Origin of the sequence: Rhodanobacter terrae (genome assembly GCF_042657005.1) — a bacterium.
GTDB classification, from domain to species: Bacteria; Pseudomonadota; Gammaproteobacteria; order Xanthomonadales; family Rhodanobacteraceae; genus Rhodanobacter; species Rhodanobacter terrae.
Window position 1 is genome coordinate 65,966 of the sequence record NZ_JBHSNG010000009.1, and the last position, 20,083, is coordinate 86,048.

22 protein-coding genes are annotated in these 20,083 nt (G+C 66.0%); 10 read left to right on the top strand and 12 right to left on the bottom strand.

Annotated features, from left to right (window positions below; translation table 11 throughout):
* Position 1: 1 nt before the first annotated feature.
* The 7 genes from hslU to lptM all read right to left on the bottom strand — a co-directional run bounded on the left by hslU (position 2) and on the right by lptM (position 5,950).
* Positions 2–1,342, bottom strand: a complete 1,341-nt coding sequence (gene hslU / locus ACFPPB_RS10345) for an ATP-dependent protease ATPase subunit HslU (RefSeq protein WP_377326736.1) — start codon at positions 1,340–1,342, stop codon at positions 2–4.
* Positions 1,343–1,430: 88 nt separating this feature from the next.
* Complete coding sequence (gene hslV, locus ACFPPB_RS10350) at positions 1,431–1,967, bottom strand: ATP-dependent protease subunit HslV (RefSeq protein ID WP_377326738.1); 537 nt, start codon at positions 1,965–1,967, stop codon at positions 1,431–1,433.
* Positions 1,968–2,034: 67 nt separating this feature from the next.
* Complete coding sequence (locus tag ACFPPB_RS10355; protein WP_377326739.1) at positions 2,035–3,132, bottom strand: glycosyltransferase family 9 protein; 1,098 nt, start codon at positions 3,130–3,132, stop codon at positions 2,035–2,037.
* 114 nt (positions 3,133–3,246) lie between these two features.
* Positions 3,247–4,131: a tyrosine recombinase XerC gene (gene xerC / locus ACFPPB_RS10360; RefSeq protein ID WP_377326741.1), complete on the bottom strand. Its 885-nt coding sequence runs from the start codon at positions 4,129–4,131 to the stop codon at positions 3,247–3,249.
* Between the two features lie 7 nt (positions 4,132–4,138).
* Complete coding sequence (locus ACFPPB_RS10365; RefSeq protein WP_377326743.1) at positions 4,139–4,822, bottom strand: DUF484 family protein; 684 nt, start codon at positions 4,820–4,822, stop codon at positions 4,139–4,141.
* Between the two features lie 94 nt (positions 4,823–4,916).
* Complete coding sequence (dapF, locus tag ACFPPB_RS10370; protein WP_377326745.1) at positions 4,917–5,765, bottom strand: diaminopimelate epimerase; 849 nt, start codon at positions 5,763–5,765, stop codon at positions 4,917–4,919.
* Positions 5,766–5,779: 14 nt separating this feature from the next.
* Positions 5,780–5,950 carry an LPS translocon maturation chaperone LptM gene (gene lptM / locus ACFPPB_RS10375; RefSeq protein WP_377326747.1) on the bottom strand — a complete coding sequence of 57 codons (171 nt, stop codon included), beginning with the start codon at positions 5,948–5,950 and terminating at the stop codon, positions 5,780–5,782.
* A 101-nt stretch (positions 5,951–6,051) separates the two neighbouring features.
* Between lptM and ACFPPB_RS10380 the strand changes: the two genes are divergently transcribed.
* Positions 6,052–6,741: a hypothetical protein gene (locus tag ACFPPB_RS10380; protein ID WP_377326749.1), complete on the top strand. Its 690-nt coding sequence runs from the start codon at positions 6,052–6,054 to the stop codon at positions 6,739–6,741.
* A 36-nt stretch (positions 6,742–6,777) separates the two neighbouring features.
* Here the strand turns inward: ACFPPB_RS10380 and ACFPPB_RS10385 are convergent, their stop codons facing one another.
* Entirely contained in the window at positions 6,778–7,251 is a 474-nt protein-coding gene (locus ACFPPB_RS10385; RefSeq protein WP_377326751.1) for a GNAT family N-acetyltransferase, read from the bottom strand.
* Between the two features lie 255 nt (positions 7,252–7,506).
* Here ACFPPB_RS10385 and ACFPPB_RS10390 point away from each other — a divergent pair, with 255 nt between their 5' ends.
* Entirely contained in the window at positions 7,507–8,994 is a 1,488-nt protein-coding gene (locus ACFPPB_RS10390; protein ID WP_377326753.1) for a RimK family protein, read from the top strand.
* A 32-nt stretch (positions 8,995–9,026) separates the two neighbouring features.
* Here the strand turns inward: ACFPPB_RS10390 and ACFPPB_RS10395 are convergent, their stop codons facing one another.
* On the bottom strand, positions 9,027–9,284 hold the full coding sequence (locus ACFPPB_RS10395; RefSeq protein WP_377326754.1) for a hypothetical protein: 258 nt from the start codon (positions 9,282–9,284) through the stop codon (positions 9,027–9,029).
* Between the two features lie 261 nt (positions 9,285–9,545).
* Between ACFPPB_RS10395 and aroE the strand changes: the two genes are divergently transcribed.
* The 4 genes from aroE to ACFPPB_RS10415 all read left to right on the top strand — a co-directional run bounded on the left by aroE (position 9,546) and on the right by ACFPPB_RS10415 (position 13,230).
* Complete coding sequence (aroE, locus tag ACFPPB_RS10400; RefSeq protein ID WP_377326756.1) at positions 9,546–10,376, top strand: shikimate dehydrogenase; 831 nt, start codon at positions 9,546–9,548, stop codon at positions 10,374–10,376.
* Positions 10,373–10,639: a YkgJ family cysteine cluster protein gene (locus ACFPPB_RS10405; protein ID WP_377326758.1), complete on the top strand. Its 267-nt coding sequence runs from the start codon at positions 10,373–10,375 to the stop codon at positions 10,637–10,639. Before aroE ends, ACFPPB_RS10405 begins: the two co-directional genes overlap by 4 nt.
* 108 nt (positions 10,640–10,747) lie before the next feature.
* Entirely contained in the window at positions 10,748–12,520 is a 1,773-nt protein-coding gene (locus ACFPPB_RS10410) for a peptide-N4-asparagine amidase (protein ID WP_377326760.1), read from the top strand.
* A 161-nt stretch (positions 12,521–12,681) separates the two neighbouring features.
* On the top strand, positions 12,682–13,230 hold the full coding sequence (locus ACFPPB_RS10415; protein ID WP_377326762.1) for an energy transducer TonB: 549 nt from the start codon (positions 12,682–12,684) through the stop codon (positions 13,228–13,230).
* A 9-nt stretch (positions 13,231–13,239) separates the two neighbouring features.
* On the opposite strand, the gene ACFPPB_RS10420 is transcribed toward ACFPPB_RS10415, so the two are convergent.
* Positions 13,240–13,773, bottom strand: coding sequence for a gamma carbonic anhydrase family protein (locus ACFPPB_RS10420; protein ID WP_377326764.1), 534 nt, complete (start codon positions 13,771–13,773; stop codon positions 13,240–13,242).
* 138 nt (positions 13,774–13,911) lie between these two features.
* Here ACFPPB_RS10420 and ACFPPB_RS10425 point away from each other — a divergent pair, with 138 nt between their 5' ends.
* Complete coding sequence (locus ACFPPB_RS10425) at positions 13,912–15,969, top strand: M3 family metallopeptidase (RefSeq protein ID WP_377326765.1); 2,058 nt, start codon at positions 13,912–13,914, stop codon at positions 15,967–15,969.
* Positions 15,970–16,099: 130 nt separating this feature from the next.
* On the opposite strand, the gene ACFPPB_RS10430 is transcribed toward ACFPPB_RS10425, so the two are convergent.
* The gene (locus ACFPPB_RS10430; protein ID WP_007809889.1) at positions 16,100–16,309 is read right to left on the bottom strand and encodes a cold-shock protein; all 210 of its coding nucleotides are present in this window, start codon (positions 16,307–16,309) and stop codon (positions 16,100–16,102) included.
* Between the two features lie 290 nt (positions 16,310–16,599).
* On the opposite strand from ACFPPB_RS10430, the gene xth reads away from it, so the two are divergent.
* The 3 genes from xth to ACFPPB_RS10445 all read left to right on the top strand — a co-directional run bounded on the left by xth (position 16,600) and on the right by ACFPPB_RS10445 (position 19,106).
* Entirely contained in the window at positions 16,600–17,379 is a 780-nt protein-coding gene (xth, locus tag ACFPPB_RS10435) for an exodeoxyribonuclease III (protein WP_377326768.1), read from the top strand.
* Positions 17,380–18,060 (top strand): YecA/YgfB family protein, encoded by a 681-nt coding sequence (locus ACFPPB_RS10440; protein ID WP_377326770.1) that lies wholly within the window; start codon positions 17,380–17,382, stop codon positions 18,058–18,060. It abuts the gene before it with no gap.
* A 212-nt stretch (positions 18,061–18,272) separates the two neighbouring features.
* Positions 18,273–19,106, top strand: coding sequence for a pirin family protein (locus ACFPPB_RS10445; RefSeq protein ID WP_377326772.1), 834 nt, complete (start codon positions 18,273–18,275; stop codon positions 19,104–19,106).
* A gap of 159 nt (positions 19,107–19,265) precedes the next feature.
* Here ACFPPB_RS10445 and ACFPPB_RS10450 read toward each other — a convergent pair whose 3' ends face one another.
* Positions 19,266–20,063, bottom strand: coding sequence for a carbohydrate ABC transporter permease (locus ACFPPB_RS10450; protein ID WP_377326773.1), 798 nt, complete (start codon positions 20,061–20,063; stop codon positions 19,266–19,268).
* Positions 20,064–20,083 lie beyond the last annotated feature (20 nt).

Here is a 20,083-nt window from a genome sequence, read left to right on the forward strand (position 1 = left end):
ACTAGAGGATGTAACGGCTGAGATCCTCGTCCTGGACCAGGCTGCCCAGAGTTTTGTCCACATGTTCGCCGTCGATCGTATAGTTTTCGCCGGATTTGTCTGCGGCTTCGTAGGAAATTTTCTCCAGCAGCCGCTCCATCACCGTATGCAGCCGGCGCGCGCCTATGTTCTCGGTGCGCTCGTTCACCTGGAATGCCACTTCGGCCAGCCGGTCGATGCCGCTGTCGACGAACTCCAGGCTCACGCCTTCGGTGGCGAGCAGCGCCGTGTACTGCTTGGTCAGCGCGTTGTGCGGTTCGCGCAGGATGCGCTTGAAGTCGTCCACGCTTAGCGCGGACAGCTCCACGCGGATCGGCAGGCGGCCTTGCAGCTCCGGGATCAGGTCGGACGGCTTGGCCAGCGAGAACGCGCCGGAGGCGATGAACAGCATGTGGTCGGTCTTGATCGGACCGTACTTGGTGGACACCGTGGAACCTTCGACCAGCGGCAGCAGGTCGCGCTGCACACCTTCGCGGCTGACGCCGGCGTGGCCGTGGTCGCCGCGCTGCGCCACCTTGTCGATCTCGTCGATGAACACGATGCCGTTCTGCTCGGCCGCTTCCATCGCCTGCGCGCGGATCTCCTCGTCGTTGAGCAGCTTGCCGGCTTCCTCGTCGATCAGCAGCGGGCGGGCCAGCTTGATCGCCAATTTGCGCTGTTGCGTCTTCGCGCCGCCGATGTTCTGGAACATCTGGCGCAACTGCTGGCCCATCTCCTCCATGCCGGGCGGCGACATGATTTCCACGCCCACGTTCATGGCGAAATCCAGTTCGATCTCGCGCTCATCCAATGCGCCCTCGCGCAGCTGCTTGCGCAGTTTCTGGCGGGTCTCGTTGTGCTCGGTGCCGGCCGGCGCCGCGTCGTGGCTCCAGTCGGTCGGCGTCTGCCGGCGCGGCAGCAAGGCATCGAGGATGCGATCCTCGGCGCGATCCTCGGCCTGCGTACGCACTCGCTTGATCGCCTGCTCGCGGGTCAGCTTGTAGGCCACGTCGGCGAGGTCGCGGATGATCGATTCCACATCCTTGCCGACATAGCCGACCTCGGTGAACTTGGTCGCCTCAACCTTCACGAACGGCGCGTTCGCCAGCGTGGCGAGGCGGCGCGCGATCTCGGTCTTGCCCACGCCGGTGGGGCCGATCATCAAGATGTTCTTCGGCGTCACCTCCTCGCGCATACCCGGCTCCAGCTGCATGCGCCGCCAGCGGCTGCGCAGCGCCACCGCCACGGCACGCTTGGCGTCGTGCTGGCCGATGATGTAGCGGTCGAGTTCGTTGACGATTTCGCGGGGAGTGAGTTCGCTCATGACCGGAGCCGGGAATGGGGAATAGGGAATCGCAAAAAGCGTGCGGGCTGCGGGAAGGTCGGCTGTCGACCGACTCATCATTCCCGATTCACAGCTCTTCGATCGACACGTTGTGATTGGTGTAGATGCAGATGTCGCCGGCGATCTTCAGCGCCTTCTCGACGATGGTGCGCGCATCCAGCTCGGTGTTCTCGAGCAGCGCCATCGCGGCGGACTGCGCGAACGGGCCGCCGGACCCGATGGCGATCAGGCCATGTTCGGGTTCCACCACGTCGCCGTTGCCGGAGATCAACAGCGAGGTCTCCTTGTCGGCCACCGCGAGCATCGCCTCGAGCCGGCCGAAGCGGCGGTCGGTGCGCCATTCCTTGGCCATTTCCACCGCAGCGCGGGTCAGGTTGCTGTTGTGCTTCTCGAGCTTTTGCTCGAACAGTTCGAACAGCGTGAACGCATCGGCGGTGGCTCCGGCGAAGCCGGCCACGACGTCACCGCTCTTGCCCAGCCGGCGCACCTTGCGCGCATTGCCCTTCATGACCGTATTGCCTAGCGTGACCTGGCCGTCGCTGCCGATCACGACGCGGCCTTCGCGGCGCACGCAGACGATGGTAGTGGCGTGAAAGGATTCCATGATGCTGTCTTGCTCCGGGAAGGAGCTGACTAGATAAGGACCGGCCGGGCCGATTGCAAGCGATGCCCTAGCTTCGGCGCGGCATCGCTTGCAGGAACGGCGCGGCCGCCGCGGCCACTGCGGCCGGTGCGCAGTCCGCGACGCAAAGGGCTGCATCGTGCGGGCCACGCGGGCGATATCGGGTCAGGTTGCCCCGCGTGAACAGTCCCAGCGTGGGTACGCCGGCGGCACTGGCCAGATGCATCACGCCGCAGTCGGCGCTGATGTAGCCGTCGCACTGCCCCAGTATGGCCGCCATCCGGCGCACGTTGCTGGAATAGAAGGCAGGAAAGCGGAGCTGCAGCTGCGACTGGCCGTGCGCGGGAAGCATCTCGATGAAGCTCAGGTGTGGATGCGCGGCCTTCAGCGCGTCGGCGAGCTCCAGCCACCATCCGCCGCAGAGGCGCTTGTTGCCGGTGGCATTCGGGAACAGCGCGATGACTTGACGGTCACCGTCCGGCGCATGTCCGAGCAGGTCGGCCAGCAACGCGCGGCCGCATGCCTGTTCTTCCGCCCGCAGGTGGATGCGCATGGATGGCCAGAGAGTGTCCTGATCCAGGAAAGGCAGTCCCATCGCGCAGCGCAACGCGTACACGCCATCCAGCGAAAAGTGGCTGGGCGCGTGGGCCAGGGCGCTCTGCCAGGCTGAACCGCCTTCGCGTACTTCACGTTTGCTCGAGGGCAACCCGAGCAGATGGCGGGCACCGCTGAGGAACAGCAGCAAGCGGCCGGAACGCGAGCCACGGGTGCTGTCGATGGCCAGGTCGTAGCGGCTCCGCCGCAGGCGCAGCAAGGTGCGCAACAGGCGCACGGGATGATGACCTGGCCGCCGCGTCAGTTGATGGATGTGGCGCACCTGGCGAAACCCGGCGAACACGTCATCGGCTGCTTCGCAGCCGGTGACCAGGTCGATCTCGGCGCCGGGATAGCGCCGTTCCAGCTCGGTCAGCAGCGGGGTCAGCAGCAGCGTGTTGCCAAGTCGGTGGTTGGGACGCAGCAGCAGGATGCGAAAAATGTCGCGAGGTGGCAGCTCACCCACACCCAGCAGGTGCCGATGCTTCGGTGGCACGGCGTGATCGATCACCACGGGTACTGTGACCGAGAGTGGGATTTCCGAGCGGGTCACGGTGGCGGCTGCCTAGTGGGTTGTCATGCTGCATTGTCGAGGAGGACTTTTTCCGCAGGCTTATGGCGGCTTCGTCCGGAGCTTGTCGTTTAGCGCAGAGTAGCAGTTCCGTATTTATTTGCGCCGCGCGCGGGGATGTGCGGCGTCGTAGACCTTGGCCAGGTGCTGGAAATCCAGATGTGTGTAGATCTGTGTGGTGGCGATGTCGGCGTGGCCGAGCAGCTCCTGCACGGCGCGCAGGTCGCCGGAGGACTCCAGCATGTGGCTGGCGAAGGTATGCCGCAGCAGGTGCGGATGGATGTTCTTGGGGACGCTCTGTTGCAGCGCCAGGGTCTTCAGACGCAGCTGGATCGCGCGTGGACTGATCGGCGCGCCGCCACGGCCGCGAAAGATCGGACTGTCGGCTTGCCTGCCCTCTTCGGCGCCCAGTGCGCGCAGTGCGGTTATCGCATGGCGCCCGACCGGCACGATGCGGGTTTTGCTGCCCTTGCCGAGTACACGTACCTCGCCGCCATCGAGATCCAGATCGATCCAGCGCAGGCCCACCAGTTCGGACAGGCGCAGGCCGCTGGAATAGAACAGCTCCAGCATCGCACGGTCGCGCACGGCCAGTTTGCCGCCGCTGTCAGTCTCGACCAGCGTGCCGGCCTCGTCGACATCCAGCACTTGCGGCAGCTTGCGGCGCACCTTGGGGCCGCGCACGCCGAGCAGCGGATCGCCGTCCAGCAGGCCTTCGCGGTTGAGTTGGCGGAACAGGCTGCGGCAGGACGACAACAGGCGCTGCAGGCTCTTCGGCGCCAGGCCGGCGCGATGTTCGCCGGCTACGAACGTCCGCATCCGGTTCGCATCCAGCGCGTCGAACGAGGCTAGCTGCTGCGCCTGCATGAAACGCAACAGCTTGCCCAGGTCGCGGCGATAACCGGACACGGTGTGCGGCGAAGCGTGGCGCTCCCCGGCGAGGCGGGCGAGCCAGCTGTCGACCTCTTGTTCGGGCGTCATCGCGGGCTCAGGACACGTCTCGCGAACGCGCCAACGCGGCGGCGATGGTGGCCGAGATCATCTTCAGGAACAGCGTGCCCATGCCGGGCTGGAAGCGGTCCGGATCATGGCTGCCGATCGCCAGCATGCCGGAGTCGCCCAGCCGCATCATCGCGACCGAGCGGATTTCCGTGGCGACCACGTCGAACAGCCGGCCGAGTTTCTCGGCCGACAGCCGCCCGGAGACCGGTTCGTTCTGGTTGAGGAACTCGGCGAACTCCGGCAACGCTTCGGGTCCGGCCACCTGCTGCAGCCAGGTGGCGCGCGGCAGGTGCGGCTCGTCGCCGAACAGCACCAGGCGGACATGCTCGGTGTGGAAGTCCGCGCTGAGTTTGGCGACCACGCTACGCGCCGTCACTTCCATCGTGTTGGCGCGCAGCAACGCCACGGTGAGTGCGTGGACGCGCTCCATCAGCTTCTCGTTCTCGGCGGCGATTTCGATCAGCTCGGCCAGCCGGCGTTCCAGCTCGGCGTTCTTGTCGCGCAGGCTCTGCAGCTGATACACCGCCAGCGACGATACCGCGCCCTGCTCGCGCGGCATCGTCAGCTTCGCGGCCAGATCGGGATATTCGCTGAGGAACTCCGGATGGCGCTTCAGATAGGCGGCGACCACGCGGGCCTGGGTGGCGTCATCGAGCAGGGTTGCGCTCATGTGGAGGTGTCCTCGGACCGTTACGGGGCGTGCGGAAGGAGCGCGCCGTCTGGCTGGAGTGTGCGATGGACGGGGGCGCGCTTCAACCGCTGCATCAGGCTTGGTGCGCCGGAACCGGCCATTCCCCCTCGAACGCGAACGCGGCCGGCCCGGTCATCCACAGTGCGTGGCCAGGGCCGGCCCAGTCGATCCGCAGCGTGCCGCCGGGCAGTTCCACCTGCACGCGGTCGTCGACTTCGCCGCGCTGATGCAGTATGGCCATCGCCGCGCAGGCGCCGGTACCGCAGGCCTGCGTCCAGCCGGCGCCGCGCTCGTGCACGCGCAGGCGCAGGCGGCCGCGATCGAGTTGCTGCACGAATCCGGCGTTGGCGCTCTGCGCAAAGCGCTCATGGCCCGACAGCAACGGGCCCAGCCGCTGCAGCGCCGGATCGGTCAGCTCGCCCACGATCACCACCGCATGCGGATTGCCCATCGATACCGCGCCGATCTGCAGCGTGTCGGCGCCCACGCGGATTTCATAGCGATCCGCCGCCTGTTCAGCCGCGAACGGAATCCGCGCCGGCTCGAAGATGGGTTCGCCCATGTCCACGGTGACCTCATTCGGGCCCAGCAGGCGTACCGTCACCGGCCCCGACGGGCTCTCGATCCTGGCGTTGTCGCCGATCGCCAGCTCGCCGGCGCGGTGCAGCCACGCCGCCACGCAACGCACGCCATTGCCGCATTGGCCCGACGGCGAACCATCGGCGTTCCAGATGCCGTAGTAGAACGCACACGACGGATCGCGCGCGGGCTCCACGCTCAGCAACTGGTCGAAGCCCACGCCGGTGTGCCGGTCGGCCAGCGCGCGGATCTGCGCCGTGTTCAGCGGCATGCCGTGGCGCCGGCCATCGAGCACGACGAAGTCATTGCCGATGCCGTGCATCTTGGAAAAGCGCAGCTGCATGATCGCGCCGTCGCTCAGGGCTGCCGGGCCGCCGGCAGGGGGCTGCTCGCGGCAGTGGCAGGTGCTGCCGGCGCCGGCAGCATCGCCGCCGGCCTGGCCGGCGGCAACGTCAGCGGGCCCTTGTTGCCACAGCCGGCAAGCGTGGCGACAACGAGACAGAATGGCAGCAGAAGGGATCGGCGCATGGTGACGGGTTCCTGGAGACGACCTCAGTATAACGATGCCCGTGGCGTCGGCCGTTATGATGTCGGTACTAATCGCCCGCCAAGGCGATGAGGGATTCACGATGGACTGGAGCAAACTGCTGCGCCTGCCGACCACCGTGCTGCTCCTGCTGGCAGCGGTCTTCGCGCTGATCACCCTGGTTCAGCTGGTGATGTTGCGCCGGCACCTGCACCGCCGCCGCCGGCTGGCGGCCAGTGGGCGTGCGTTGCTGTGCCTGGGCGCTTTTGCGCTCACCTTGTTGCTGGCCGGCGGCGGTTTCGCGCTGCGCGGCTATCGGCTGCTCGGCGAGGAAGCGCCGGTAGTCGACATCGATGCGCGCATCCTGTCTCCGCAGCGCTGGGCACTGGTCCTGACCTGGCCCGATGGCAGCTTTCGGCAAGTCCAGCTGGACGGTGATGACTGGCGCGTGGAAGCCGTAGTGCTGAAGTGGAAATTGCCAGCGCTGCTGGCCGGCCTACCGCCGCTGTACCGGCTCGATCGCTTGTCAGGCCGCTACGACGATGCCGCGCAGGAAACCAGTGCGCCACGTACCGTGATCGACTTCGGCGAAGCCGGAGCGTTCGATCTGCGCAGCCTCAGCAAGCAATATCCGCAATGGCTACCCGAGGTCGACACGGTTTACGGCAGCGGAGCGTTTCTGCCGCTGGTGGATCAAGGCCATTACAGCGTCAGCCTGATGCGCACCGGCGCCCTGGTGGCGCGCCCGGACGAGGCGACCGCGCGCCGCATCGGGCAACCGCTGGGCGACTGAGCCGCTGGGCCACACCGTCCGCCGGCGGCGGCGGGTTCACGCGAGCAGCTTCTCGTAACGCCAGCCATCGGCGCCATCCTGGTAGTAAGCCGTCAGTGCGCCGATGCGCCGGTAGCCGAGTCGTTCGTAGAGTTTGATCGCGTTGTGGTTGTCGGTGCGCACTTCCAGCCGAAGCGCGCGGCAGCGGCGCTGGCGGGCGGCCGCTTCGGTGGCTTCGACCAGCGCCGTGCCGACGCCCTTGCCGCGCGCCTCGGGCTGGGTGGCCAGCGAGTACAGCCGTGCCACGCCGCTGCGCTTGCGGAAGAACAGCACCGCGGTGCCGAGGAAGTTTCGGTGGTTCGCGCTGGCCACCAGCACCAGCGCGGAATCGCTGTCGAGATGGCGGCGGTACTGCTCGCGGCTCATGCGGTCGCTGTCGAAGGTGCGGCCCTCCAGCGTCACCAGGTCATCGAGATCGGACGTTTCGGCGCGGCGGACGCGCACGCTGGCGGTGGCGGGAAGCGGGTGCATGCCGGAGTCGGGAATCCTGCGCCGCGCGTCGCGCGGCGTCGTGGGGCTGAGGGGCGGAGTGATCGACACGCGCGGACTCTAACAGCCGTGGCCGGCAAGAGCCCGTAGTTTTTGATGCGGTCGACTGGCGTTTATTCGAGCTTCAGCGCTTTCGCTTGTGCAACCGCGGCCCTGTGCCAAACTGCGCGACTCGTGTGTTCCGCCCTGTCGCCGCAGGGCCCTCCCCCGCCGCAGCTGAATCGCCTGAGTGGTGTCATGACCCGTCTGGTCATCGTTGTCGAAAAAGCCTCCGACTGGAGTTCGTACTACCCGTCCGTCGACGTGATGAGCGCGATGGATTACCTGCGCGAGCCGGTCGGCGGCGACGACGAGCGCACCCACGTCATCAACCTGTGCCGCAGCTACAAGTACCTGGGCACCGGCTACTACGTGTCGCTGCTGGCCGAGGCGCGCGGACACAAGGTGATGCCGTCGGTGCGCACGGTGAACGACCTGCGCCGGCGCTCGCTGTACGGCGTGGACATCGACGACCTCAACCAGAAGCTGACCCATTTCCTGCCGGCCGGCGGCCGCGACACCACCGACTTCGGCATCCTGGTCTACTTCGGCGAGACCGCCTATCCGGCGCTGCAGGATCTGGCGCGGCAGGTGTTCGAATCGTTCCCCTGCCCGCTGCTGCGCATCGAGTTCGAGCGCGACCGCGTGTGGCAGGTGAGCGCGATCAAGCCGGTCGGCCTGCAGACGCTGGACGACGCCCAGGAGGATGCGTTCGCCGAGGAGCTCGACCGCTTCTCCAAGAAGCTGTGGCGCAAGCCGCGGGCACGAAAACTCTACCGCTACGACATCGCGATGCTGGTCGATCCGGCCGAGCAGATGCCGCCGTCGAACAAGAAGGCGCTGAAGGCATTCGTCGCCGCCGGCAAGGAACTCGGCATCGAGGTCGACCCGATCGGCAAGAACGACTACCAACGCCTGGCCGAGTACGACGGCTTGTTCATCCGCGAGACCACTGCCAGCGACAACCACACCTACCGCTTCTCGCATCGCGCGGAGAAGGAAGGCATGGTGGTGATCGACGATCCGACCTCGATCCTGCGCTGTACCAACAAGATCTTCCTCAACGACTTGATGGTGTCGCGCAAGCTGGCCGTGCCGCGCACCGAGATCCTCTACCGCGACGACAGCAAGGGCATGAAGGACGTTGTCGCCAAGCTCGGCTTTCCGCTGGTGCTGAAGATACCCGACGGCTCGTTCTCGCGCGGCGTGGTCAAGGTGGAAGACGAAGAAGCGCTGGCGCAGGCGGCCAGCAGCCTGTTCCAGCACAGCGCGCTGCTATTGGCGCAGGAATACGTCTACACCGAATTCGACTGGCGCGTCGGCGTGCTCAACCGCGAACCCTTGTACGCGTGCAAGTACTACATGTCGCGCGGCCACTGGCAGATCTATAACCACGGCGCCAAAGGCACCGCAAAATCCGGCGGCTTCGAAACGATCGCGGTGAACGGCGCGCCGGCCGAGGTGGTCAAGCTGGCGCTGAAGGCGACCCAGCCGATCGGCGACGGACTCTACGGGGTCGACCTGAAACAGGTCGGCAACAAACCGCCGGTGGTGATCGAGGTCAACGACAACCCGTCGATCGATGCCGGCGTCGAGGATGCCCATCTCGGCAGTGAACTGTACCTGCGCATCATGCAGGAGTTTCTGCGCCGGATGGAGCGCAAGCGGCAAGGCGTTACCGGCTGATTCGGGCGACCGATACCGTAGCCGATCCCGGCTCAGTGCCAGACCATGCCATGACGGGCGCGCCGCCGCGGCCGGCATAGCGTCAGCAGCCGGCGCGGCAATGCCGGCTCCAGCGCGAGCAACACGACCAGCGGTGCGCCGGCCAGCCAGCACGCCGGTGTCCAGCCGAGCAGTTCGGTGTGCGGTGGAACCAGCGTGGTCAGCAGCAATGCTCCGCCGCCCAGCAGCCACAGCATGGCGGCGTCGAGCAGGCGTTGATGGTGCGGGGAAGGCAGGGTTGGTGTGTGCATGGCGGTGTCCTTGCGATGGCGATGGCCGCAAATTGCGCGGTCGTCATCTCACAGGTTGCGACTTGTTTTGCTGTTGCCCATGGTGGGAGCGACTTCAGTCGCGATGCTCTTGCTGTTTTCGCGGCGAGAGCTATCGCGGCTGAAACCGCTCCCACAGAAAGTCGGCTTTCCTTGCGTGGGCGAATCCCGCAAAAGCTTCGGCCTGTAGAATGCATGCCAGGACGCCCGTCGCGGCGCCAGTCATCCTGCAGGGAATCCCGCATGCAACCCGCCCAGTTCGCCGTATTCGGCCATCCGATCGGCCACAGCCTGTCGCCGCAAATCCACCGCGCCTTCGCGCGGCAATTCGGCATCGAGCTCGACTACCGCACGATCGATGCGGTGCCGGCGGACTTTGCCGCGGCGGTCCAACGCTTCTTCGCCGACGGCGGACGCGGCGCGAATGTGACGCTGCCGCACAAGGCCGCCGCATTTGCCTTGGCAGATACGCGCAGCGAAGCGGCCACCCGCGCCGGCAGCGCAAACGTGCTGAGCCGGCTGGCCGACGGCCGGCTGGCTGCGCACAACACCGATGGTGCCGGCATGGTGCGCGATCTGACCGAGCGCCACGACATGGATCTGCGCGGTCATACCGCATTGCTGCTCGGAGCCGGCGGCGCAGCGCATGGCGTGGCGTGGAACCTGCTGGATGCCGGCGTAGAGACGCTGACCATCGTCAACCGCTCGCCGGAAGCGGCCGATGCGCTGGCCGACGCGATCGGCGAACCGGCGCGCGCACACACCCGCTACTGGGAAGATCTGACCAGCATCGGCAGCTACGACCTGATCGTCAACGCGACCTCGGCCGGCGTGCTGGGCGTGTCGCTGCAGTTGCCATTCTCGCTTATCGGCGCCCGCGCGCTGTGCTACGACCTGTCCTATGGGGCGGCGGCCGGCGGCTTCCTGGCATGGGCGAAAACGGCCGGCGCGCGCCACGCGTTCGACGGCCTGGGCATGCTGGTGGAAACCGCGGCCGACGCGTTCGAGCTCTGGCACGGCCAGCGGCCGGATACCGAGCCGGTCTATCAAGCCCTGCGCCGCCAGCCCGCTTGAGCGGGCTGGCCTGCCGGGCCGGCTGCGGCGCCTGCTGCATCGCGCCGTCGATCAGTTCGCCGATCCCGGGCATGCCCAACGGCAAGCCGGCCGGCGTGCGTTGTGTACAGCTCACCGGGGACAACCGTTGCGCGATCTTCGGCGATCCGCGCCGGCCGGCGGTATGCGCTAGCCTGCAGCCGGAACCGGCGATGTGCGGCACCGATCGGACGCATGCGCTGGCATGGCTCGCGTGGCTGGAAACGGCGACTGCCGGCGCCTGAATCGGCGCCCAGCGCCGCCGGCGCGCATTTGGACGGCTGTTTGCCCCACGCGGAACGGAGGCGTGCTAGCGTCGAACGACAGGGGGCACATCACTTGGGGATTTACCTATGTTGCCGAAAAGGTTCACTCGTCGTGGCCTGGTTTGCGCCGGGCTGTCTTTCGTGTTTGCCGGCAGCGCGTTCAACGCAGCTGCGGTAACTGACCCGATAGGTTCCACCAACGTCACTGTCGCCGATCCCACCGTGCCGCGCCCGCCGGGCACGCCTTGCGTGGTGCAGTTGTTCAGCGGCCTGACCTTCACCGATTTCAATACGCGCCCGTACACCTACACACCGCCCACCGGCTGCGGTACACATTGGGCCAAGGTGGTGCTGGAGGCGGATTTCTCGGTCACCGTCGGACGCCAGTACGACCGTACCGCCACGTTGTGGCTGGGCGGCGTGAACCTGTATTTCGGCACTACCCAGGAGCCCTCGGCCGCGGTCGCGCCGAGCTGGCATGTGGAACGCGATCTCACCGACTACAGCGCTTTGCTGCGCCAGGCCGGCAACGGTCAGGCGGTCATCGGCAATGTCGTGAACAGCACCTATACCGGCGTGATCGGCGGCAGCGCACGGCTGCTGTTCTACCCCGCTTCGCCCGGCGCACCTGCGGCGAAGGCGCCCGATGCGATCTATCCGCTGGGCAGCGATGCGGTGGGCAATACCGTCGCGCTGGGCAACTCCGACAGCCAGCTGGCGAAGGCGCTCAGCCTGCCGCGCAACGTCGAGCGAGCCTATCTGGACGTGTTCGTGCAGAGCCAGAACGCCGATGAGTTCTGGTACACCTGCGTGCCCGATCAGTATGCCGCCCAGGTGCAGGAATGCGGCGGCGGCAATTTCCGCGAGGCAGAGGTCAGCATCGACGGCCAGCCTGCCGGTGTGGCACCGGTGTATCCGTGGATCTATACCGGCGGCATCGATCCCTATCTATGGCGGCCGACCCCCGGCGTGCAGACGCTGAATTTCATGCCGTACCGGGTCGACCTCACGCCGTTCGCGGGAGTGCTCAGCGACGGCGCGCCGCATCAGGTCGCGGTGAGCGTCGCCGGTGCCAACAACTACTTCTCCGCCACCGCCAGCCTGCTGGTGTATCTGGACCCGCACCTCAAGCAGGTCAGCGGACAGATCGAGCGCAACACGCTGGTCGATCAACCGCCGACACCGACTATCAGCGATAGCTTGGTTACCGATGCTTCCGGCAACATCACCGGCGACATCAACACCGAGCTCAGCCGGCATTTCATCATCCAGGGTTACGCCAACACGTCGCACGGCCGCGTGCATACCAAGGTCGAACAGACGGTGAGCTTTGCCGATACCCAGGGCTTCACCATCAACGCGACCACCTACCGGCAGGTGAGCGACCAGCTCACTTCGGTCGACAGTGTCAGCCAGAGCAGCGTCGGCGCCTTTGTCATCGGCAGATATAGCGAGCAGCTGAGCTACCCGCTGCATCTGGACTTCACCCAGCAGGTGGCCGCCGACGGCAGCTTCGCGCTGGCCACCGTGGTGCACCAGAATTACGCGAAGCATGGCCAGCATCAGTTGTTCGACATCACGCTCTACTCGGCCGATGTGAACAATACGGTGGACAGCGCCGATACGCTGTACTTCGACGCCAGCGGACACCTGACCAGCCATACCGGGCAGCACAGCGCGCAGGCGTTCGCGTTCAGCGATTCGCTGGGCGGTTGCTATCGCCGCAACGTCACCGCGCAGAGCGGCGTGGTGACCGGCTACGCCAGCGGCAGTGGCTGCCGCAACAACCAGAACAGCGTGTCCTGGTTCAGCCATCCGGACGGCTCGCCCGACAGCGGCAATGCCGTGCTGGGTTGGTGAGTTTGACCGGATGAAATGTCGCCGTCGCCACCCGGGCCGGTGGCGACGGCGATGTCGTGCAACATGACTGACACACGGCTTGGCTACCGTGGCGACATCCGCTGGGAGCGTGCCGAAGGCGGCAACTTCCGTGCGCGGCCGAACGTCATGCAGCAGGTGCCATGTTCCGTTTTCTCTCCGTCGCGCCGCGCCGCAGCGCGCTTGCTTTCGTTTCGCTGCTGATACTCGCCGCCGCCGGCAGCATCTTCTGGTACAGCCACGCGACCGCAGCCGCGTCGTCGAACGGCGACGCAACTTCGTCCAGCCAGACGACGGACGCGTCCGCCAACGATGCGCAAAGCGGCACCCACATCCTGCTGGGGCTGGCGCGCGACGCCATGCACGACAATCGCCTGATCGCACCGGTAGGCAGCAATGCCTGGGAGTTCTATCTCAGCGTGTTGCAGCTGGAACCGAACAACCCGACGGCCCGGGACGCGCTGCGTGAATCGTTTCCGCGCGCCGCGGTGGAAATCGAGCGCAACATCAATGAGAACGAGCTGGACGAAGCGCGTCGCGAAATCGACCTGCTGCGCGAGTTCGACCGCGACAACTTCACGCTGGCCCTGCTTGGCGGCAAGCTTTCCGCGGCACGCAACATCGAAGCGAAGCGGCATGAAGCGGAAGCCGAGCGCATCCAGCGAGCAGCCGTCGCGGGCGCGGCGCGCTGAGCCAAATCCTCAGGCGGCTGCCAGGTACTCGTCTTTCAAGCGAACGTAGTGATCGGCCGAGTAATGCAGGTGCTCGATCTGGCGGTCGCTGAGCAGGCGCACGAACTTCGCCGGGTTGCCCAGCCACAGCTCGCGTTCGCCGACCACCTTGCCCGGCGGGATCAGCGCGCCGGCGCCGACGAAGCCGTACTTCCGAACCACCGCGCCGTCCAGCACGCTGGCGTGCATGCCGATCAGACAGTAGTCGCCGATCGTGCAGGCGTGGACCACGGCGGCGTGGCCGATGGTGACGCCCTCGCCGATCAGGCACGGGAAGCCCGGGCCGTACGGTCCGGCGTGGGCGACGTGCACGATGCCGCCGTCCTGGATGCTGGTGCGGGCGCCGACGCGGATGTAATTGACGTCGCCGCGCAGCACCGTGCCGGGCCAGATCGACACGTCGTCGCCGAGTACCACGTCGCCGATCACGGTGGCGGCAGGGTCGACGTAGACCCTTTTTCCGAGGGTGGGCGCGATGCCCTTGTAGCTGCGCAGGGGATTCATCCGCACATGGTAGCGGCCGCGGCATCCCGTGTGGCGCTTTGAGCGCGGTGCCGAAACCATCCCCTGGTCGCCATCAAATGATGGTGCTTGATTTCGTCCCGCGCGGTCGCCACGCTGGCAGCCTGAAAAGGAGCGTTCATGAGTCACGACAACCCCCTGCTGGCCGACGACACCTTGCCGGCATTCACGCAAATCCGCCCCGAGCATGTCGAACCGGCGGTCGACACGATTCTTGCCGACTACCGCGTCGGCATCGATGCGCTCACGGCGCCCGGTGCGCCGCGTGATTTCGCCACGGTCATGCTCACGCAGGAACGGCTGGAACAGCGACTCGCGCGGGCCTGGGCACCGGTCAGCCACCTGCATTCGGTGGCCGATAACGAAGCGCTGCGCAAGGCCTACGCCCCGGCCGAGGAAAAGCTGACCGATCATGCGATCGAGCTGGGCCAGAACCGCGCACTGTACGCCGCGGTGCAGGCGCTGGCCGATGCGCCGGATTTCGCCGCCTTGCCACGTGCCGAACGCGCGCTGGTCGAGCATGCACTGCGCGACTTCAGGCTGTCCGGCGTCGCGCTGGAAGAACCCGCGCGTTCTCGCTTTCGCGAGATCGGGGTGGAGCTGTCGAAACTCTCCACCGAGTTTTCCAACGCCGTGCTCGATGCCAGCGAGGCATGGCACGAACACATCGGCGACGAACGCGATCTCGCCGGCATCCCCGAATCCGGTCGCGCGGTGCTGCGCCAGTATGCCGAGGACCAGGGCCTGGACGGCTATCTGGTGACCCTGAAACAGCCCAGCGTGCAAGCCGTGCTCAGCTACGCCGACAACCGTGGCCTGCGTGAGCGCGTGTACTGGGCATACCAGACACGCGCCTCCGACCAGGGCCCGAACGCGGGCAAGTTCGACAACAGCGCGCGTATCGAGAAAATCATGGCGCTGCGCCACGAGGCCGCGCAGCTGCTCGGCTTCGCCAACGCGGCGGAAGAATCGCTGGCGACCAAGATGGCCGCATCGCCGACCGAGGTGATGGAATTCCTGCACGACCTGGCCACCCGGGCGAAGCCGGTGGCGCAGCGGGAGCTGGCCACGCTGCGCGAATTTGCCCGCACCGTGCTGAAACTCGACAACCTGGAATCGTGGGACGTCGGTTACGCCTCGGAAAAACTGCGCCAGCAGCAGTACACGCTGGACGAGGAACAGCTCAAGCCGTACTTCCCGATGCCTGCGGTGATCGATGGCCTGTTCGGGCTCACCGAAAAACTGTACGGCATCACGCTGGCCCTGCGCGACGGTGTCGACGCGTGGCATCCGGACGTGCGCTACTACGATGTGTGCGATGCGGATGGCCGCGTGTTCGCCGGCGTCTATGTCGATCTGTATGCGCGCAACGGCAAGCGGGGCGGCGCATGGATGGATGTCTGCCGCGCCCGTTTCGACGACGGCGAGCATCGGCAGCTGCCGGTGGCCTTTCTCACCTGCAACTTCGCGCCACCGACCGAGGGCAAGCCGGCCCTGCTCACCCACGACGACGTGCTGACCTTGTTTCATGAGTTCGGTCACGGCCTGCATCACCTGCTCACCGAGATCGCGCTGCCCTCCATCGGCGGCATCGACGGCGTCGAATGGGACGCCGTGGAGCTGCCCAGCCAGTTCATGGAAAACTTCGGCTGGAACCGCCAGGCGCTGGATCTGTTTGCCCGCCACTACGAAACTGGCGAGCGACTGCCGGACGAGCTGTTCGAACGCATGCTCGCCGCACGCCACTTCCACGCCGGCCTGTTCCTGGTGCGCCAGCTGGAATTCGCGCTGTTCGATTTCCTGCTGCACCTCGACTACGACCCTGCGCAAGGCGCCCGCGCACTGGCCGTGCTGGAGAACGTACGCAAGCAGGTCGCCGTGCTGCATCCGCCGGCATGGCAGCGTTTCCCACACGGCTTCAGCCACATTTTCGCCGGTGGCTACGCGGCCGGTTACTACAGCTACTTGTGGGCCGAGCTGCTGAGTGCCGATGCGTTCGGCGAGTTCGAGGAACGTGTCGGAGAAAACGGAAGCGTGATCGATCGCGCTACGGGCGACCGTTTCCGCCGCGAGGTCCTCGCGGTGGGTGCCAGCCGTCCCGCGCTGGAAAGCTTCATCGCGTTCCGCGGCAGGAAGCCCGAACCGGAGGCGCTGCTGCGCAGTCACGGCCTGGCCTGATGCTATCCACCGTGTCGCGCCGTCCGGCCTGGCGGCGCAACACGGCAAGTTCCCCCGGCGAAAAGAAATCCGGGGCAAAAGAAAAGCCCGCCGAAGCGGGCTTTTCAAGATCGCTCAAATCCCGAAGGATTTAGGCAACCTGGACTTCCTCAGCCTGCAGGCCCTTCTGGCCCTTGGTGACGACGAACGTGACGCGCTGGCCTTCCTGCAGGGACTTGAAGCCCGTGCCCTGGATCGCGCGGAAATGCACGAACAGGTCGTCACCGCTTTCCGGGGTGATGAAGCCAAAACCTTTGGCGTCGTTGAACCACTTGACTGTACCGCTCTGACGATCCGACATGTAACATTACCTTTGAAGCATGGATGATTTGCGGCTTGGAGCGTGATGCACTTGACCGCAATAGAAGCAGGAAATCGGAGTTGCCTCGGACTCTTGCTTACCCAGCATACACCGGAATGCAAGGTTTCGGTGGGTTTTCCACGCAAATTCCTGTATATCGGCCCTCCCAGCCATCCCGATCCGGCCTTTCGCCGAGGCAAACGGCACCGCAGCGCCGTTCCAGCCGGCGCTGCTCGCGGTTACTCCTCGCTCGAAGCAACCCGCCTGGACGCTTCCCTTACAATGCCGACATGAAAATCGCCTCGTGGAACGTCAATTCGCTGAAGGTGCGCCTGCCGCATCTCACCCAGTGGCTGGCCGATGCACAGCCGGACATCGTGGCGCTGCAGGAAACCAAGCTGGAAGACGCGAAATTCCCTGTCGACGAGCTGGCCGCGGCCGGCTACCACGCGGTGTATTCGGGGCAAAAGACCTACAACGGCGTGGCGATCCTGGCTCGCGACGAACCGCGCGACGTGGTCACCGACATTCCCGGACTGGCTGACCCGCAGCGGCGGATTCTCTCCGCCAGCATCGGCGACCTGCGCGTGGTGGATCTGTACGTGGTCAACGGCAAGGCCGTCGGCGACGAGAAATATGCCTACAAGCTGGACTGGCTGGCCAAGGTGCGCGAATTCCTGGCCCGCGAGCTGGAGCGTTACCCCAACCTGGTGGTGCTGGGCGATTTCAACATCTGCCCGGACGATCGTGACGTGTATGACCCGGTCGCCTGGGGCGAGGACATCTTGTGCTCGCCGCCGGAGCGCGCCGGGCTCAAGGCGATCACCGATCTCGGCCTGCATGACAGCTTCCGGCTGTTCGAAGCCGGTGCTGAACACTACAGCTGGTGGGACTATCGGCAGGCGGCGTTCCGTCGCAACATGGGCTTGCGCATCGATCTGATCCTGATCGGCGAAGCACTGAAATCCGCCGCCACGGCGGCGGCGATCGACCGCGAACCGCGTCGCTGGGAGCGTCCTTCCGACCACGCGCCGGTGACGCTGGAACTGGATATAAGAGCCCGCTCATAAATGACTTCAAAAACCGAATGGCCCAGCTCGCTGGACGACAACGAACTGGATGAACTGGATCGCTACCTGCGCGCGCATACCGGCGAAGGCGACCTGCTGCTGGATGGCGTGCACGGCCTGCTGAGCGCGCTGGCGGTGGGCCCGCTGCTGGTGCTGCCGGACGAATGGCTGCCCGAGGTGTTGCACGAACCGTTCGCCGACGAGGACGAAGGCAATCGGGTGCTGGCGCTGCTGGCCAAGCTCAACGACTCGATCAGCGCCGAACTCGATGTCGAAGCCTACGAACCGATCCTGGGCGAAATCGAGATGGAAACCGGTCCGATGCTGTCCGCAGCCGGCTGGTGCGAGGGCTTCAGCCGCGGCATCGACCTGCGCGCCGCGTTGTGGGAGAACCGCCTGGCCGAAGATCCGCAGCTGATGGAATTGCTCGGCCCGGTAATGGCGCTGGCGGTGGACGAAGGCGTCCTCAGTGCCGATACCGAGTTCGAGAAGCTCAGCGACGAGGAATACGACGAATGCCTGGCGCAGGTGCCGGCCGTGCTCGGCGCGGTCAATCAGTACTGGCAGGCCAAGCCGGCGACCGAGGCGGAAGTGGAAACGATGGTGCTGCAGCAGCGCCCCGACAAGGAAGAAGACGGCAACGCGCCGCCGCGTCAGCGCAGTGGCCATTGGGTGCATTGACCTTGCTCGCGTAGGAGCCCGCTCGCGGGCGATGCGGTTGCTTTGATGTCCGGATATGAAGATTCAAAGCAAAAGCATCGCCCGCTAGCGGGCTCCTACCGCATGCCGCGCCAGCGTGCGATGGTCGAAACAGTCCGTTCCCGCGCCGGTGCTTGGATAAGCGTGGGAAGGGAGTCATCTTGGCGGTCAGTCATTTCTTACCGGAGCAAGCCATGAGCGACCGCCACATCACCCGCCGCATCCGCGGCACCGGCACGTCCGACGGCGCCGGCGTGAAGCTCAAGCGCGTCATCGGCCAGCCGGCGCTGGATATGCTCGACCCATTCCTGCTGCTGGACGAATTTCGTTCCGACAAAGCCGGCGACTACATCGCCGGCTTTCCGGAGCACCCGCATCGGGGTTTCGAGACGGTCACCTACATGCTGGCCGGGCGCATGCAGCATCAGGACAACCACGGCAACCGCGGCGATCTCACCTCGGGCAGCGTGCAGTGGATGACGGCCGGCCGCGGCATCCTGCATTCGGAAATGCCGCAGCAGGAAAACGGCTTGATGTGGGGCTTCCAGCTGTGGGTGAACCTGCCGGCGAAGGACAAGATGACCGCGCCGCGCTACCAGGACATCGGCGCCGAGCGGATCCCGGTAGTGCATCCGGCCGAGGGCGTCGAGGTGAAGGTGATCGCCGGCGAACTGGCCGGCGCGATCGGTCCGGTCGAGGGCATCGCCACCGCGCCGGTATACCTGGACATCAGCCTGCAGCCGGGCGCCACTCTGACGCTGGATCTGCCGGTCGGACACCATGGCTTTGCCTACGTGTTCGAAGGCGAAGCGGCGCTGGTCGGTGGCGAGCAGTTGCGCCGCAGCGAACTGGGCGTGCTATCCGAAGGCGGGCAACTGCAACTGGCCGCCGGCGACACGCCGTCACGTCTGCTGGTGGTCGCCGGCAAGCCGCTGAACGAAAGCGTGGCGCGCTACGGACCGTTCGTGATGAACACGCCCGAGCAAATCCATGAAGCGATCGCCGACTTTCGCGCGGGCAAGTTCTGAGGTCGCTGACCCTACCTTGCAGGAGCCCGCTCGCGGGCGACGCTGTTGCTTTGATACTGGGAAGACCTGGAGCAACAGCATCGTCCGCAAGCGGGCTCCTACAGGACGATGCGCCGGGGAGCGGTCGGCGAAGAAGAAGCCCAGAACATGGTGCATAGCTCAGCCCTTCACACTCCCCAGCAGCAACCCTTCCAGGTAATAGCGCTGCATCGCCAGGAACAGCGCCAGCACCGGCAGCACGGTGATGACCGAACCGGCCATCATCAGTTCGCTATCCTGCGCGTGCTCGCGCGCCAGCGAGGCCAGCCCGATCGGCAAGGTGTAGTGCTCCTGCCCGGTCAGCACGATCAGCGGCCACATGAAGTCGTTCCATGCGGCAAGGAAACCGAAGACAGCCAGCGTCACCATGATCGGCTTCAGCAACGGCAGCACGATCTGCCCGAAGATGCGCCACTCGCCGGCGCCATCGATGCGCGCGGCCTCCAGCAGCTCGTCGGGAATGCCGCGCGCATACTGGCGCACCAGGAAGATGCCGAACACGGTCGCCATGCCCGGCACGATCACGCCGGCGTAGCTGTTGACCAGGCCGATGTACTTCAGCAGCAGGAACAGCGGCAGCATCGCCACCTGCGCCGGGATCACCAGCGCGCCGATCAGCGCCTGGAACAGCCGCTCGCGCCCCGCGAAGCGCAGTTTGGCGAACGCGTAGCCGGCCATCAGGTTGAATGCCAGCGACAGCGCGGTGATCACACTGGACACGGCGAGGCTGTTGAGCAGGTAGCGCCCCATGCCGGCGTGCATGAACAACTCGCGGTAGTTGTCCATCGTGGGATGCGCGGGAAACAGCGGCGGCGGCAGCGAGCTGGCTTCGCCCGGCGCCATGAACGACACCGACAGCATCCACAGCAGCGGGAACAGTGCCACGATGGCCGCACCGATCAAGAGGCCGTTGATCATGGCCTTCCCCAGCCGCGGAT